Genomic DNA, 14,582 nt, shown 5'->3' on the forward strand with positions numbered 1-14,582 from the left:
GTCAGATCCTGTCGGGATAGACGGGCGCGATGTCCACGGGGATGTCCTTGAGCGTGGCGATCACGGCCTCGGCCTCGGCGTCCAGCTTGGCGTAGCGATCGAAGAACGCGTTCATGCCGGCATAGTCGCCATCGCCCTGCAGCTTGATCAGCTCGGCGAGCAGGCTGGTGAGGCCAGCCTGCATGGCCTGGTCGTCGACCCGGAAGCGCTGGGCGGCGGGATCCCAGACCAGGGCGCCCTTGGACTTCAGGTAGCCGTACTGGAGGGCGGCGCCGCGGCCGTGGGCCTCGCCGGCGCCGAAGCGGACGGCGCGGAAGACGCCGGCGGTGTAGCTGGCGAACAGTTGAGACCGCTCGGCTTTCGGCAGCTCGCCCTTGTCCATCATGAAGAGGATGTTGTAGGCGCCCATGACATCGGCCTTGGCCTCCTCGGCGGTGCCGGCGATCTCCTTGAGCTCGGCCGAGACGGTGGTGGCGCGGCCGTCCACGGTGATCGAGCCCGGGCCCAGGCTGTGCGAAAGCTCGTGGAACAGGGTCTCGAGGGTCATGTACTTCTTGCTGACCAGGGCGGCCTGGTCGGCGACGAGCACGCGGTCGCCCATGGGTTTCAGGATCCGCTCGTATTTCGCGCCCAGCACGTTGGAGAGCACGACCTTCTTGGCGCCCTTGGCCTCGCGCACCCGCTCGTCGTTGGGCAGGTTGAACGCGATGGTCTGGGGGCCCACGGTGTTGTCGCCGCCGCCCCTCACCTGCTCGGCCACGGCGATGGGCGATTCACCCCCGCGCGCGAAGTTCTTGTAGGAGTCCGCGACCGGCAGGTTTTCCTCCATGGCCCGCAGATACCCCTTGTATTTGTCGAGGGCGCTGCTCTCCTCAGGATCCTTAAGGGTTACAAAGGCTTCGAAGGCGGTCTTCTGACCGTAGAGCTCGTCGGTATAGGTCTCATAGGGGCCGATCGCCACCTCGATCGGGGTCCCCGCCAGGTCCATCCAGGCCATCTCGGATTCGAAATAGTCGTTGGTGCGGAAGGCCTTGGCCCTGAGCGTCAGGAATGTCTTCAGGCTGGGGTTGGAGGTGACGGCGGCGGCCTTGTCGAGCAGCGCCGCGGCCCGGTCTAGCTCGGCCTTGTACTCGACATTGTAGGGCACGGTGACCAGCCGCTCGCCCTGGCGCCGGACCACCGTGTAGCCGTCCATCAGCGCGGCCTTCTGGTCCGGGTGGGCGGCGATATAGGCGTCCAGCTCGGCCTTGGTCAGGCCGGCCGGATAGAAGCCGTGGCCCGGCCCCTCGCCCGCCGCCTGGCGGCGATAGATGGCGGTCATCTCGTCGGCGGCCTGGATCAGCAGATTGACCACCTGGCGCTCCTGGCCGCTCAGGAAGCCGGTTTCGACCTGCATCTCGATGCGGGCCAGCCCGTCATGGGCGTCGGGGGCGGCGGCCATGGCGGCCGCGGGCAGGCAAAGGGCCGCGATCAGCGGCGCAACGAACCTACGCATGTGAATGATTTAGCTCCGAGAAGCCGCCGGAAGGCGGCGTTTGCCGGAACCTATCTATGCGGCTCCCCGTCGTCGAGGACGGTCAGGCGCCGCACGGTGAGTTCGTCGATCTCCAGGCGCTTGATCCGCGCGCGCCCGACCGCGACGCGGCCGATGGCCAGCTTGCCGATCGCCAGCACCCCGACCGCGAAGGCGCCGAAGGCGATGGCCCCGAGCGCCAGGCTGCCCATGGCGCCCAGGCCGACCGCGCCGGCCGGCGTGGCGCGCGGCGCGACGAAGACCGACGTCTGGCGGCGCGGCCGGCGCACGGGGGCGCCGGCGAGGGCGACGGGGTCCCGGCGGGTCCGCAGTTCGAACGCCATGTGTCTCTCCCTTGGTCGATCGGTGCGAGCCTAACCCCAGGAGCGCCCCTGCGGCTAGCGGTGCGTCAGGGTCGTCATCACCAGCTCGCGGCGGAACTCGAAGCCCAGCGCCTGGTAGAGGGCGATGGCGCCGGTGTTGTGGGCGTAGGAATGCAGGAACGGAACCTCGCCGCGCGCGCGAATCCGCGCCGCCACCACCAGCATCAGCCCGGCGGCGTAGCCGCGGCCGCGGTGATCGGGGTGGGTGCAGACGCCGCTGACCTCGGTGAAGCCCGGCGGCTGCATCCGCTCGCCGGCCATGGCGACGAGCTGGCCGGCCACCTTCACCCCGACGAAGCGGCCGAGTTCGTGGGTGCGCTCGAAGAACGGCCCCGGCGCGGTCAGCCTCGCCAGTTCGAGCATCCGGGGCGCGTCTTCCTCGCTCAGCGGGGCGAAGTCGAAGGCCGGCTCGCCGACCGGGTTCGGGGTCTCGGCCACCATCTGCCAGCAGAGCGCGCGGCTGCGCACGGCCAGGCCCTCGATCGGCGGCGGTTCGTCAGGCTCGACCAGGGCCACGTCGCCGTGGGCGCGGACCAGGGCGGCGAGGTCCGCGAGACTGGCGGCGGAGGCGTCCGGCGCGGCGGCGAACAGGCCGTACTCGGGAGAGAACCGCACGGCCGCGCCGTGCTGCAGGCGAAGGGCGGACTGCCGGCCGGCCAGGGCCGACCAGACCGGGCGATCGAGGGGATGCGACATGGCCCTCCCTTAGCGCGCGCCGCGCCGAGGCGACAGGGATGGCTTCCGTCGCCCTCCCCCCTTCCCCCGCTTCGCAGGGGAGGAAAAGCCGTCGCTAGTGGACGAGCGCTGCGGGGCCGGCGACGTAGCGGTCGAGGTCGGCCAGGGTGCGGCGCCAGGCGGCGGCCATGGCGGGCGACCATTCGGGGCCGCAGGTCTCCTCGACCACCTCGGCGATGAGCCCGAAGAAGGTGGCGAACACCTCCGGCGGCACGTCGTAGCCCGCGTGGTTCACGACCTCGGTCCTGACCAGGTGGTCGGCGAACTCGCGGGCGCGGATGAAGTCGAGGATGGCCTCGAACGCCCGCATCAGCATCTCGCCCTTGATGGCGTTGTCGGCGTCGCGCCAGAACAGCGGCTTCATCTGCGGCTGGCGCTCGAAGAGGCGCGCATAGACGACATCGGTCAGGTCCCCGCCCCGCTCGGCGGCGATCTCCAGGCTCTTCTCGATCGCTTCGGCGTCGACGGGATCGGTCGGCATCGCCCTAGTTCCGGTGCGGAATGACCACCGGCAGGGTCTCGAAGCCGTGCACGAAGGCCGACCAGTTGAGGGTCGGCTCGCCCACCACCTTGATCTCCGGGAAGCGCTTGAGGATCTCTTCCCAGATGATGGTGAGCTGCATCTCGGCGACGCGGTTGCCGACGCAGCGGTGGACGCCGAAGCCGAAGGACATGTGCTGGCGCGGCCGCTCGCGGTCGATGATGAACTCGTTGGGGCGCTCGACGACCTCCTCGTCGCGGTTGCCGGAGATGTACCACATGGCGACGCGGTCGCCCTTCCTGATGGTCTTGCCGTGCAGCTCGACGTCGCGGGTCGCGACGCGGGCCATGTGCGCCAGCGGCGTCTGCCAGCGGATGGTCTCCGACACCATCGACAGCACCAGGCCCGGATCGGCGCGCAGCTTGGCGTACTGGTCGGGGTTCTTGTTCAGCGAGTAGACGCTGCTGGAGATGGTGTTGCGGGTGGTGTCGTTGCCGCCGACGATCAGCAGGATGACGTTGCCCTGGTAGGTCTCCAGCGGCATGTCCCGGGTCGCGGGATTGTGCGCCAGCATCGAGATCAGGTCGCCGGCCGGCTCGGCGTTGACGCGCTGGTTCCAGAGCTCCTGGAATGCGCCGAAGCATTCCATCATCGCCTGGCCCTTGTGCTCCCAGCTCTTCACCGGCCCGTGGCCGGGCTGGTTGGTGACCATGTCGGACCAGTAGGTCAGCTTGCGGCGGTCCTCGAACGGGAAGTCGAACAGGGTGGCCAGGGTCATGGCCGTCAGTTCCTTGGACACCAGGTCGACCCAGTCGAACTCCTTGCCGATCGGCAGGGAGTCGAGGATCTGGCCGGCGCGTTCGCGCACCAGCGGGGCCATGTTGTGCAGGTTCGAGGGGGCGACCGTCGGGCTCACCGCCTTGCGGGCCGGGCCGTGCTGGGGCTCGTCCATGGTGATGAAGCCGGCGCCGCCGCGGCGGCGGGCGCCCATGACCTTTTCCTGCTCGGCCAGGGCCACCTGGTTGATCAGGGTGATCCCCTCGGCCGAGGAGAACGCCTCATGGTCGGTGTCGACCGCCATGATGTCGTTCCACTTGGTGATCGACCAATAGGGGCCGTACTCGCTGTCGGGCGTGAAATGGACGGGGTCTTCGCGGCGCAGGCGCTCGAACACCGGCCAGATGGTGTCGTCGTAGAAGCGCGACACCTTGGCGGGGTTGAGCTGCTCCAGCGGGATGGCGGCGATTTCGGCGGCTGCGTCGGCGGCCTGGATTTTCGCGGAGATGTTCATGGCTTCCTTCCCAACTCGTGGCCCGCCATTTTTCCGTCGCCCGGCAGCGCGATTGCCGGCTCCGTATCGTCGGACTTGCCTGGGAGGTTGAGCGCACTCCCGGCGCATGTCAACGGCGATTGACTTAGCATTCGGATTCATCGAACGCCGGGCGGCCGACGGCGTTAAGGTCGGACGCCGAGCGAGCGTCAAAGGAGAGGAGCGCCCGATGCAAAAGAACACGATCTGCCTCTGGTTCGACAGGGACGCGGAGGCTGCCGCCCGGTTCTATGCCGAGGTCTTTCCCGACAGCGCCGTGACCGCGGTGCGCCGCGCGCCCGGCGACTACCCCTCCGGCCAGGAGGGCGACGTGCTGACGGTCGAGTTCACGGTCGCGGGGGTTTCCTGCATCGGCCTGAACGGCGGCCCGGCCTTCACGCACGACGAAGCCTTCTCGTTCCAGATCGCCACCGACGACCAGGAGGAGACCGACCGCTACTGGAACGCGATCGTCGGCAACGGCGGCCAGGAGAGCGCCTGCGGCTGGTGCAAGGACCGCTGGGGGATCTCCTGGCAGATCACGCCGCGGGTGCTGACCGAGGCGATGGCGGCCGGCGGCGCGGAGGCCAGGCGCGCCTTCGACGCCATGATGACCATGCACAAGATCGACGTCGCGGCGATCGAGGCGGCGCGGCGGGGCTGAGGGCCTGACCGTCGCACGAGCTTGGTGTACAGATGCCGGGATGACAGAGACGTTCGTTCGCCCAGGCCCGCGCAGGCGTGACGCCGAAGCCACCCGCGCGGCCATCCTGGAGGCGGCGAAGAAGCAGTTCGCGCTGACGGGATACGACTGCACCCTGCGCGACATCGCCGGGGAAGCCGGCGCGGACGTGGCGCTGGTCAAACGCTATTTCGGCGGCAAGGACGCCCTGTTCGTCGAGGCGCTGAAGGCCTCGTTCCGGGCCAACGACGTGGCCGAGTGGGACCGCGCGACCTTCGCGGTCGAGATCGCCACCATGCTGGCGGGGACGCCTCACGCCGACGAGGCCAAGACCCACCGGTTCCAGTTCCTGCTGCGGGCGGCCACCTCGCCGACGACGGCGCCCTTCCTGAACGTGCTGGTGCAGGAGCGCCTGCTCGGCCCGATCCGCAACTGGCTCGGCGGGGCCGAGGCCGACGTCCGCGCGCGGGTGCTGGCCGGGGTCTATATCGGCTTCCTGGTCGAGCGGCTGATCCGGGGCGAGGCCCTGGAGGGGCGCGAGCGCGAGGTCTTCATCGAGCGGGTGAGCGCGGTCTTCTCGGCGCTGATCGCCGCCTGATCAGCGCCAGGCGAACACCGGCTGGTCGAGATCGGCCACCCGGGTGACGCGCCCGGCCACCACTTCCCGAAGCTGGTAGACCAGGGCCGCGGTCGGCGCGTGGATGTCGTGGTCGCCGATGTTGAGGCGGATCAGCGGCCGCTCGCTCTCGGGGATCGTCTCGAACCGCACCGCCTCCTCCCGCGCGATCTGGTCCAGGCGGATGCGGTGGACCGACGCCACCTCGACCGGGTTCGGCCGCAGGGCGTCGGCGTCGTCCAGCCAGGCGACGACCGGGGCGATGGCGTAGCCGGAGCGGCTGGCGTAGTCGTCCAGCACCCCCAGGACGTTCTGCGGCGGCAGCAGCAGGCCCAGCTCCTCGTGCAGCTCGCGCAGGGCGGCCTGCTGCAGGGTCTCGCCCTCGTCGCAGCGGCCGCCGGGCAGCGCCCACTGGCCGGCATGGGCCCGCAACCGGGCCGAACGCCGGGTCAACAGGAACGCCGTTTCCCCCGAGCCGTCGCCGGCGTCGACCAGGGTGATGGCCACCGCGGCGTGCTTCAGCCGCGGGCCGTCATAGGCGATGCGCGGGAAGGCCTGGCACCGGGCGGCCAGTTCCGCCCGGAACATCGGGGAAAACGGATAGTTCATGGCGGTCAGGTCGCCGGCTGCAGCTTGTCCTGGGTCCTGGTCTCGAAGTCGCTGGCCTCGTGGCGCTCGTGGAGCTGGGTCGAGGGCTCGCCCCAGGTGCGGTTGACCATCCGGCCGCGCTGCACGGCCGGGCGCTCGGCGATCTCGTCGGCCCAGCGCTGGACGTGCTTGTACTCGTCCACGGCCAGGAACTCGCCGGCGTCGTAGAGCACGCCCTTGGCCAGGCCCCCATACCAGGGCCAGACGGCGATGTCGGCCACGGTGTACTCGTCGCCGGCGAGGTACCTGGCTTCGGCGAGCCGGCGGTCGAGCACGTCGAGCTGGCGCTTGGCCTCCATGGCGAAGCGGTCGATGGCGTATTCGATCTTGGTCGGGGCGTAGGCGTAGAAGTGGCCGAAGCCGCCGCCGAGATAGGGCGCGCTGCCCATCTGCCAGAACAGCCACGACAGGGTCTCGGCGCGCCTGGCCGGGTCGGTCGGCAGGAAGGCCCCGAACTTCTCGGCCAGGTGGACGAGGATGGCGCCCGACTCGAACACCCGGATCGGGGTCGGGCCGCTGCGGTCCAGCAGCGCCGGGATCTTGGAGTTGGGATTGATGTCGACGAAGCCGCTGCCGAACTGGTCGCCGGTCCCGATGTTGATCAGCCAGGCGTCGTACTCGGCGCCGGCGTGGCCCAGGGCCAGCAGTTCCTCCAGCATCACGGTGGCCTTGATCCCGTTCGGGGTGGCCAGGGAATAGAGCTGCAGCGGGTGGCGGCCGACGGGAAGCTCCTTCTCGTGGGTCGGGCCGGCGATCGGGCGGTTGATGCTGGCGAAGCGCCCGCCGTTCTCCTTGTTCCAGGTCCAGACCTTCGGGGGGATGTAGTCGGATTGGTCGGTCATACGTCGGGCTCCAGCGCCGGGCGCCGCGCGCCCACAGATTTCTGCATGTGGGGTCCATCGTGCGGCTTGGCCAGCGGGGCGCCAAGAGCCGACAATGGCGCTCGCCGGTTCGCGCCGCCCCGGACGCGCCCAAATTGGAGACCAGAACCGCCTTGGGACAGATCGAAGCGAGGCGCGCTTGAGGACATTGGCGGTCATCGCCCTGAAGGGGGGCTCGGGCAAGACCACGGTGGCGACTCACCTGGCGCTGGGCGCGCACCTGCGCGGCCGCGACACGCTGCTGGTCGACATCGATCCGCAGCATTCGGCCCATGACATCCTCACCGCGCGGGAGACCGAGGGGCCGGCCTGCGTGACCTCCAGCGGGCGCAACGTGGTGGCGGCGCAGTTCGGAGCCCTGGCCGAGCGCCGGGACCTGATGATCGTCGATACGCCGGCCGGCGCCGTCGAGGCGGTCAGCGAGGCGATCGTCGTCGCCGACTTCGCGCTGATGGTCGTGCGCCCGACCCTGATCGACCTGTCGGGCCTGGCGCGGACGCTGATGATCGTGCGCCGGCTGGGCAAGCCCTCGGCCGTGGTGGTGAACCAGGCGCCGGTGGCCCGCGAAACCGTCGAGGCGCCGCTGGTCAAGCGGGCCATGAAGGGGCTGGACTACATGCAGGCCAATGTCGCGCCGGTGATCCTGCGCTCGCGCTCGATCTACCAGACGGCGCTGGAGCGGGGACGCTCGGCGGAGGAGACGTCCGACCGGGCCGCGGCCAGGGAGATCGCCGCGCTCTGGGACTTCGTCGACGCCAGCATGTCGGCGAAGAACGCCGAGGCGTCGTGATCCTGTCGGCCCCACCAACTGCAATTGACTCGCAAATGCGATAAGCATACTGCGAACGCCTCGCAATAACGGGGGTTTGTATGCGATCGCTCTTCACCTCGGCCAGCATGGCCGCATTGCTGGCCTTGGGCGCCGCCCAGGCCGCGAGGGCCGAGGCGGCCGACGCGACCGAGGTCGAGGCGATCGTGGTCACCGGCGAGAAGGCGGCGCGCTCGCTGCAGGAGACGATCACCAGCGTCGCGGTGACCACCGCCGAGAAGATCGAGCGCGAGAACGTCGTCAACTTCTTCGACATCGTGCAGCGCACGGCCAACGTCACCGAAACCTATGGCCCGTCCGGCTTCACGATCCGCGGGATCAGCAACACCAACGTCTCGGGCGGCGGCGCCGGCGGCCTGGCCACCGTCTATGTCGACGGCGCGGCGATCCCCGAGCGGGGCCTCAACGGCGGGCCGCTGGACATGTGGGACGTCGGCCAGGTCGAGATCCTGCGCGGGCCGCAGTCGACGCTCCAGGGCCGCAACGCCCTGGCGGGCGCGGTCCTCATCCGCTCGGCCGAGCCGTCCTTCACCTTCGGCGGGCGGGTGCGCGCCATGATCTCGGACGCCGACGACCGCTCGCTGGCCGCCGTGATCACCGGGCCGATCGTCGAGGACCAACTGGCCTTCCGCCTGGCCGCCGAGACCCGCCATTCCGACGGCTTCGTCTACAACGTCACGCGCAAGGACGACGACAACGCGCTGGACGCCACGACCATCCGCGGCAAGCTGCTGTTCACGCCGAGCGCCCTGCCCGACCTGACGGTCCGCACGGTCTGGCTGCACGACAAGCGCGACGGCGGCTACATCTTCACCTATTCGCGCACCGACGTTCCGGACATGTACGACAACCGGATCAGCGAGGGCGACGCGCCGAACCTGTCCGACAGCACGACCGACATCTTCACGGTCGAGGCCGACTACGACCTGTCGGACCGCCTCAGCCTCTCCAGCGTCACCTCCTGGATCAAGGTCGACAACGTCAGCCAGTACGACGCCGACGACACCGCCCAGCCGCTGGCGTTCGGCACGCAGGACGAGGTCGCCAAGACCCTGTCCCAGGAACTGCGCCTGAACTATCAGGGCGAGCGACTCAGCGGCCTGGTCGGCTTCTGGTACTCCAAGCGCGACCGCGACTACGAACTGACCAGCCTGGCCACGGTCGAGACGCCCACCGAAACCCTGATCGGGCTGATGACCAGCCCGCTGTTCGGCCTCGACCTCGGCACGGCGACCTTCGCGGCCAACACCTACGCCGCGGCCCTGCCGGCCATCCTGGTCGACTTCCACAGCGTCACGCCCGAGGAGATCGAGACCGTCGCCCTCTTCGCCGACGGCCGCTACCAGCTCACCGACAAGCTCTCGCTGCTGGCCGGCTTCCGCTACGACCGCGAGCAGAACACCCTCACCAACGACCAGACGGCGAGCTTCGCCGGAACCCTGCCGAACCCGGCCGCCTATGGCCCGCTGGCCCCGGTGATCGGCGGCCTCAACCAGGTCGTGCTCGGCTTCGTCGCCCAGGCCAACGCCGCGGCCCCGACCACCACCCGCGACTTCGAGGCCTTCCTGCCCAAGCTCGGCCTGAAGTACGACTTCAACGACGACATCTCGGCCAGCTTCGTGGTCCAGCGCGGCTATCGCTCGGGCGGCTCGACCGTCAACATCGCCCGCTCCAGCGTCGTCGCCTACGATCCGGAATACACCTGGAACTACGAGGCCTCGCTCCGCTCGGCGTGGCTGGACGGGACCCTGGTGGTCAACGCCAACGCCTATTACGTCGACTGGAGCGACCAGCAGGTGTCGGTGAACCTCGGCCTCAACCTCTATGACTACCAGACCGAGAACGCCGGCAGCTCGCACCTCTACGGCTTCGAGGTCGAGCTCACCCACCAGCCGACGGCGGACTTTAGCTGGTACGCCTCGCTCGGCCACACCAAGACGAAGTTCGAGGACTTCGACGTCAAGCTCGGCGCGCTGGACCTGGACCTGTCGGGGTCGGAGTTCGCCTTCGCCCCGCACTGGACCTTCGCGGCCGGCGCCGACTGGCGCTGGGGCCAGGGCTTCGTCGCCAACCTCAACGCCGGCTATCGCAGCGACGCCTACAGCGAGGTCGGGGCCCAGCAGGCCTCCGCCAAGGTCAAGGCCCGCACCCTGGTCAACGCCAAGATCGGCTACGAGGCCGACCATTGGGGCGTCTACGCCTACGGCAAGAACCTCTTCGACGAGACCTACGTCCAGTACAACCAGCCGACCCTGAGCCGCGCCATGCTCGGCGACCCGCGGGTGCTGGGCGTCATCCTGGAGACGCACTGGTGATCGCCCCCCTCGCCGGCTGCGCCGTCGTCCTGGTCCTCGGACTGGCCGCCGGCGTGGTCCTGCGCCGGGCCTGGCGGACGCGCGGCGCCCAGCGGCCCTGGCTGATCCTCGGCGGCTGGGCGCTGGTCGCCGCCGCGGTGGCGGCCGCGGCCCTGACGCTGGGCGCCGCCCGCGGCCCGTTCATCGCCGTCGCCCTGGTCCCGTTCGCGGTGCTGGCGGTGGTGGCGGCCAGCGTGCAGATCCGCGACCCGAAGAGGCGTGCGCCGCGCGAGCTGGCGCTGGAGCCCTCCGACCGGCCGTCCAAGGCCTGGCGCGGCTGGCTGCGGGGCGTCCTGGCCGGACCGCTGGGCGGTATCGCGGCCATGGGCGTGGGCCTGGCCTACACCGTCTGGGCGCCCGGCGAGCCGCAGACCCGGATGGTGATCGGCGGCCTGCTGGTCCCGTTCCTGTGGGCCGGCGGCATGGCCTGGACGCTCTCCGACAACAGGATCCTGCGGGCGACGGCCGTCCTGGTCGGCGTCACCGTCGTGACCTTCACCGCCTCGGCCCTGAAGGGGTTCTCATGAGCAAGCCGATCTGGCCGAAGATCCCGCCCGGCTTCGTCCGCGCCGTCCTGGCCGGCCACTCGGCCCTGGGCCTGGCCTTCGCCGCCCTGATCTACCTGGTCTGCTTCTCCGGCTCGGTCGCCGTCTTCGCCGAGGAGTTCCACCGCTGGGAGCGGCCCGCCGCGCCGCAGTTGAGCGCGGCCACGCCCCAGGCGCTGCAGACCCTGCTGGCCGAGGCCGTGGCCAAGGCGCCGGGCGCCGAGCACGTCTATATCTACGCGCCGCAGCCGGCCTCCCCGACCCTGGTCGCCTATGTCGACCACCCGACATCGGGGGCCAGCGAATGGGTCGCCGACGCCGGGGGCCGCATCGTCGGTCCCGGCGAGACGCCGTGGACCGAGTTCATGACCCGGCTGCACATCAACCTGCACCTGCCGCAGACCTGGGGCATCTTCGTCGTCGGCCTGACCGGCGTGGCCCTGCTCTCGTCGCTGATCTCCGGCGTCCTGGCCCATCCGCGGGTGTTCAAGGACGCCTTCCACCTGCGCTGGGGCGGGTCCAAGCGGCTGCAGGAAGCCGACCTGCACAACCGCATCGGCGTCTGGGCCCTGCCCTTCCACGTGGCGATCTCGCTGACCGGCGCGCTGCTGGGCCTCACCACCATCATCGTCGGCGTCCTGGCCCTGGCGGTGTTCAAGGGCGACACCGAGAAGGCCTACGCCCTCTTCCTGCCGCCGCACCCGATCGACGATCCGCGCCCGGCGCCGGCGCCCGACCTGAAGGGCGCCATGCTGAAGCTGAACGAGGCGGCGCCCGGCATGACCCCGACCTTCATCGCGGTCGAGCATCCCGGCGAGCGTGGTTCGGGGATGCTGATCAACACCATCGGGCCAGACACCCTCTCGCGCGGCGACAGCTTCACCTTCGACCGCGAGGGCAGGATGGTCAGCGCCTCCCGCTTCGACGAGAACAACCTCGGCCAGCGGATCATCAACGTCCTGGGCGCCATCCATTTCGGCTGGTTCGGCGGCGGGCTGGTCAAGATCGTCTACGCCGTGCTCGGCCTGGGCCTGGCGACGGTGACCTCGAGCGGCGTGGCGATCTGGCTGGCGCGGCGGCGCGCCAAGGGCCGCCCGGCGCCCGGCTGGGAGCGGGTCTGGATCGCCACGGTCTGGAGCCAGCCGTTCGCCTTCGCCGCCGCGGCCCTGGCCTCGCTGGTCGCGCCATGGCCCGCCCTGGCGGTCTGGGCGGCCGCGACCCTGGCGAGCCTGGCCGCCGCCCGCGCCTGGACGCCGCAGGCCATTTCGCGGCGGCTGCGGCTGGCGACGGCGGCGCTCGTGGCGAGCGTCGGCGTCCTGCACCTGGCGCTGAACCGGCAGACCATGGTCGACCCGATGGCCTGGATCGTCGACGCCGCCCTGCTGCTCGTCGCCGCGGGCCTGGCGGCGAGCGTCCTCAGCCTACCCCGGCGCGTGGCCGCGGACGCCCCCGTCGCGGCGGAATAGGCCCGCGGCCGAGCCCTCAGGGCGCGACCGGGGCCTTGCCCAGCGCGTCCCCCAGGATGCTGGAGAGCGCCTGCGCCCTGGCCCGCGAGATCGCCGCGGCGAGGCGCTCGGCGTCGGCGCCGGGGATGACCTCGCCGGCGACGACGAAGGTCGGGGTGCCGGTGGCGTGGATCTCCTGCGCCAAGGCGCGGGTGTCGCCGATCTGCGCCTCGATCTGCGGCGCGCGGCTGGCCTGTTCGACCTCGCGCGGGTTGAGGCCCAGCCGGCCGACGATGCGGTCGACCCGCAGGGCGTTGAGGTCCTTCTGGCCCATGAGCGCGCGGTGCAGCTCCAGGCCCTTGGCCTTGCCCTGGGGCGTCAGCGCCACGCGCGCGGCGTAGTCCGAGGCGCTGCCGAACACCGGATACTGCTTGAAGACGAAGCGCACGTCCGGGTTCTGGGCGATCAGCCTGTCGACCTCGGGCGCGATCGCCCGGCTGTAGGGGCAGCGGTAGTCGAAGAACTGCACCACGGTGGCGCGGCCGCCGGGATTGGCCACGAAGTCGCGCGCGTCGTGCTCCAGCGCCGGTTGCGCCTGCTTCATCACGGCGGCGGCCTGGGCGGCCCGCTCCTGCCGCAGCTTGATCGCCGCCTCGCGGATCACCTCGGGATGCTCCAGCAGGTAGGCGCGAAGGCGGCGATCGAAGTCCGCCGGGTCCTGCTGCTCGCAGGCCCCCAGCACGAGCAGGCTGGCCAGGACGGCGCCCAGCTTGAGGTTCATCGCGCCCGGCCCCCAAGATCCCGATGAAGTCGATCGCCGCTCGCCTGCTGACGCCGTCCCCAGTATTGACTCCGCGTTAAGGTAACCAAGATCGTAACCATTACTTTTAAATTCAAATACATAGCGATATCGCAAGTTACGCCCAGCAAATTGATGGGCGATACAGTTGATCCCGCGCTTCTCACAGCAAGTCCTTAGCCTCGCACTCGGCGCCGCCCTGTGCGCGCCGGCCGCGGCGTTCGCCGGACCGATGGAAGACGCGATCCTGGCCGAGATCAACTTCGCCAGGGCCTATCCGCAGGAATACGCCCGGCGCCTGCAGCGCGAACCGGTGACCCCCTGGGAGCGGGCCCTGATCGACGCGGGCGAGCCCGAGGACCGCGCCGCCTATGTCGAGGCGATCGAATACCTCAAGCGGCAGCGGCCGCTCTCGCCCCTGCGCCCGGACGACAGCCTGGCGGCCGCGGCGCTGGAGCACGTGTCCCTGCAGGGGCCGGCCGGCCATATCGGTCACGGCGGCGCCAACGGCGAGCGGTTCTATGATCGCGTCCGCCGCCACGGCGCGGCCGCGGCGAGCGCGGCCGAGAACATCGCCTATGGCCCGCCCTCGCCCGAGGACGTGGTGCGGGCGCTGATCATCGACAGCGGCGTGCCCGACCGCGGGCACCGGACCAACATCTTCCACACCGCCTTCAAGGTCGTCGGGGTGAGCTGCGGCCCGCATCGCGACTATACGACCATGTGCGTGATGGACTTCAGCGGGGCCCCCTCGCCGCGCATCATCACCGCCCAGCTCGACAAGGTCCGCCCGGCGGACGAGTAGCGGACGACCCGACTCAGTTCGACCGGTCATTGCGGCAAATCTCCCCCGCCAGCCCAGCGTCACCCCCGCCTAGCACGTCGCCGCGGCCTTTAGCGGCCTGCGTTCGCACGATCTTACAATTGCTTACCTGAGTTTAGACGCTGTTTAGCTTACTATATATTTGATATAGCAGCGTTCGCGTTTAAATTGCGCGGACGTGGGGAGCGGCTGGCGTGCGTTGAGAGCGCGACGCCCGACGCTCAGTACCTTTTAGGGGGGACGGTAATGGCGCTCGCCAAATACGTCGTGATGAGTGCGTTTCTTGGGTCGGCGGTCGCAGGACCGGCGGCGGCGGAAGACTGCTTCATCAAGATCAAGCCGGCTGCGGCCGCCCCTGCGCCCAAGCCCAAGGCCGCCGCGCCGGCGCGCGCGGTCAAGCTCTCCAACGTCCAACGCCCCGCGCAGCAAGCCAACAAGCCGGTGGTCCGCAAGGCCCGGGCCGCCGCGGCGCCCGCCAAGCCGGCGGCGCCGATGAAGAAGCTGCCCGAGTCGTCCTACGCCATGCGCACGGCCTATCT

General features: G+C 70.1%; 15 protein-coding genes. 7 read left to right on the forward strand and 8 right to left on the reverse strand.

The window, feature by feature from the left end:
* Position 1 precedes the first annotated feature (1 nt).
* The 5 genes from RTL41_RS13875 to RTL41_RS13895 form a co-directional block, all read right to left on the reverse strand.
* Positions 2-1,495, reverse strand: a complete 1,494-nt coding sequence (locus RTL41_RS13875) for a dipeptidyl-peptidase 3 family protein (RefSeq protein ID WP_312165454.1) — start codon at positions 1,493-1,495, stop codon at positions 2-4.
* Positions 1,496-1,545: 50 nt separating this feature from the next.
* Entirely contained in the window at positions 1,546-1,857 is a 312-nt protein-coding gene (locus RTL41_RS13880; protein ID WP_312165456.1) for a hypothetical protein, read from the reverse strand.
* Between the two features lie 54 nt (positions 1,858-1,911).
* Positions 1,912-2,592 carry a GNAT family N-acetyltransferase gene (locus tag RTL41_RS13885; protein ID WP_312165458.1) on the reverse strand — a complete coding sequence of 227 codons (681 nt, stop codon included), beginning with the start codon at positions 2,590-2,592 and terminating at the stop codon, positions 1,912-1,914.
* A gap of 94 nt (positions 2,593-2,686) precedes the next feature.
* Entirely contained in the window at positions 2,687-3,112 is a 426-nt protein-coding gene (locus RTL41_RS13890) for a globin (RefSeq protein ID WP_312165460.1), read from the reverse strand.
* A gap of 4 nt (positions 3,113-3,116) precedes the next feature.
* A complete protein-coding gene (locus RTL41_RS13895) occupies positions 3,117-4,403 on the reverse strand; it encodes a cytochrome P450 (protein ID WP_312165463.1) in 1,287 nt (428 codons plus the stop codon).
* A 208-nt stretch (positions 4,404-4,611) separates the two neighbouring features.
* Between RTL41_RS13895 and RTL41_RS13900 the strand changes: the two genes are divergently transcribed.
* Together RTL41_RS13900 and RTL41_RS13905 are read left to right on the forward strand one after the other, a co-directional pair.
* The gene (locus RTL41_RS13900; protein WP_312165466.1) at positions 4,612-5,085 is read left to right on the forward strand and encodes a VOC family protein; all 474 of its coding nucleotides are present in this window, start codon (positions 4,612-4,614) and stop codon (positions 5,083-5,085) included.
* 40 nt (positions 5,086-5,125) lie between these two features.
* On the forward strand, positions 5,126-5,701 hold the full coding sequence (locus RTL41_RS13905; RefSeq protein ID WP_312165469.1) for a TetR family transcriptional regulator: 576 nt from the start codon (positions 5,126-5,128) through the stop codon (positions 5,699-5,701).
* On the opposite strand, the gene RTL41_RS13910 is transcribed toward RTL41_RS13905, so the two are convergent.
* Positions 5,702-6,328 (reverse strand): CoA pyrophosphatase, encoded by a 627-nt coding sequence (locus RTL41_RS13910; protein WP_312165470.1) that lies wholly within the window; start codon positions 6,326-6,328, stop codon positions 5,702-5,704.
* 5 nt (positions 6,329-6,333) lie between these two features.
* The gene (gene yghU, locus RTL41_RS13915) at positions 6,334-7,209 is read right to left on the reverse strand and encodes a glutathione-dependent disulfide-bond oxidoreductase (protein ID WP_312165472.1); all 876 of its coding nucleotides are present in this window, start codon (positions 7,207-7,209) and stop codon (positions 6,334-6,336) included.
* 178 nt (positions 7,210-7,387) lie between these two features.
* Here yghU and RTL41_RS13920 point away from each other — a divergent pair, with 178 nt between their 5' ends.
* The 4 genes from RTL41_RS13920 to RTL41_RS13935 all read left to right on the forward strand — a co-directional run bounded on the left by RTL41_RS13920 (position 7,388) and on the right by RTL41_RS13935 (position 12,442).
* The gene (locus RTL41_RS13920) at positions 7,388-8,038 is read left to right on the forward strand and encodes an AAA family ATPase (RefSeq protein WP_312165474.1); all 651 of its coding nucleotides are present in this window, start codon (positions 7,388-7,390) and stop codon (positions 8,036-8,038) included.
* 80 nt (positions 8,039-8,118) lie between these two features.
* On the forward strand, positions 8,119-10,392 hold the full coding sequence (locus RTL41_RS13925; RefSeq protein WP_312165476.1) for a TonB-dependent receptor: 2,274 nt from the start codon (positions 8,119-8,121) through the stop codon (positions 10,390-10,392).
* Positions 10,389-10,958, forward strand: a complete 570-nt coding sequence (locus tag RTL41_RS13930; protein ID WP_312165478.1) for a hypothetical protein — start codon at positions 10,389-10,391, stop codon at positions 10,956-10,958. Before RTL41_RS13925 ends, RTL41_RS13930 begins: the two co-directional genes overlap by 4 nt.
* Complete coding sequence (locus RTL41_RS13935) at positions 10,955-12,442, forward strand: PepSY-associated TM helix domain-containing protein (RefSeq protein ID WP_312165481.1); 1,488 nt, start codon at positions 10,955-10,957, stop codon at positions 12,440-12,442. The genes RTL41_RS13930 and RTL41_RS13935 overlap by 4 nt, the downstream gene beginning before the upstream one ends.
* A gap of 16 nt (positions 12,443-12,458) precedes the next feature.
* Here the strand turns inward: RTL41_RS13935 and RTL41_RS13940 are convergent, their stop codons facing one another.
* Entirely contained in the window at positions 12,459-13,202 is a 744-nt protein-coding gene (locus RTL41_RS13940; protein ID WP_312165483.1) for a DsbA family protein, read from the reverse strand.
* Between the two features lie 250 nt (positions 13,203-13,452).
* Here RTL41_RS13940 and RTL41_RS13945 point away from each other — a divergent pair, with 250 nt between their 5' ends.
* Positions 13,453-14,025, forward strand: a complete 573-nt coding sequence (locus tag RTL41_RS13945; protein WP_312165485.1) for a CAP domain-containing protein — start codon at positions 13,453-13,455, stop codon at positions 14,023-14,025.
* Positions 14,026-14,582 lie beyond the last annotated feature (557 nt).

Source organism: Phenylobacterium sp., from assembly GCF_031984885.1.
In the GTDB taxonomy this organism is placed as follows: Bacteria; Pseudomonadota; Alphaproteobacteria; order Caulobacterales; family Caulobacteraceae; genus Phenylobacterium.

Coding starts and splice junctions, on each gene's coding strand:
- RTL41_RS13875 (WP_312165454.1), bottom strand. CDS start 1,495: ATGCGTAGGTTCGTTGCGCCGCTGATCGCGGCCCTTTGCCTGCCCGCG.
- RTL41_RS13880 (WP_312165456.1), bottom strand. CDS start 1,857: ATGGCGTTCGAACTGCGGACCCGCCGGGACCCCGTCGCCCTCGCCGGC.
- RTL41_RS13885 (WP_312165458.1), bottom strand. CDS start 2,592: ATGTCGCATCCCCTCGATCGCCCGGTCTGGTCGGCCCTGGCCGGCCGG.
- RTL41_RS13890 (WP_312165460.1), bottom strand. CDS start 3,112: ATGCCGACCGATCCCGTCGACGCCGAAGCGATCGAGAAGAGCCTGGAG.
- RTL41_RS13895 (WP_312165463.1), bottom strand. CDS start 4,403: ATGAACATCTCCGCGAAAATCCAGGCCGCCGACGCAGCCGCCGAAATC.
- RTL41_RS13900 (WP_312165466.1), top strand. CDS start 4,612: ATGCAAAAGAACACGATCTGCCTCTGGTTCGACAGGGACGCGGAGGCT.
- RTL41_RS13905 (WP_312165469.1), top strand. CDS start 5,126: ATGACAGAGACGTTCGTTCGCCCAGGCCCGCGCAGGCGTGACGCCGAA.
- RTL41_RS13910 (WP_312165470.1), bottom strand. CDS start 6,328: ATGAACTATCCGTTTTCCCCGATGTTCCGGGCGGAACTGGCCGCCCGG.
- yghU (WP_312165472.1), bottom strand. CDS start 7,209: ATGACCGACCAATCCGACTACATCCCCCCGAAGGTCTGGACCTGGAAC.
- RTL41_RS13925 (WP_312165476.1), top strand. CDS start 8,119: ATGCGATCGCTCTTCACCTCGGCCAGCATGGCCGCATTGCTGGCCTTG.
- RTL41_RS13935 (WP_312165481.1), top strand. CDS start 10,955: ATGAGCAAGCCGATCTGGCCGAAGATCCCGCCCGGCTTCGTCCGCGCC.
- RTL41_RS13940 (WP_312165483.1), bottom strand. CDS start 13,202: ATGAACCTCAAGCTGGGCGCCGTCCTGGCCAGCCTGCTCGTGCTGGGG.
- RTL41_RS13945 (WP_312165485.1), top strand. CDS start 13,453: ATGGAAGACGCGATCCTGGCCGAGATCAACTTCGCCAGGGCCTATCCG.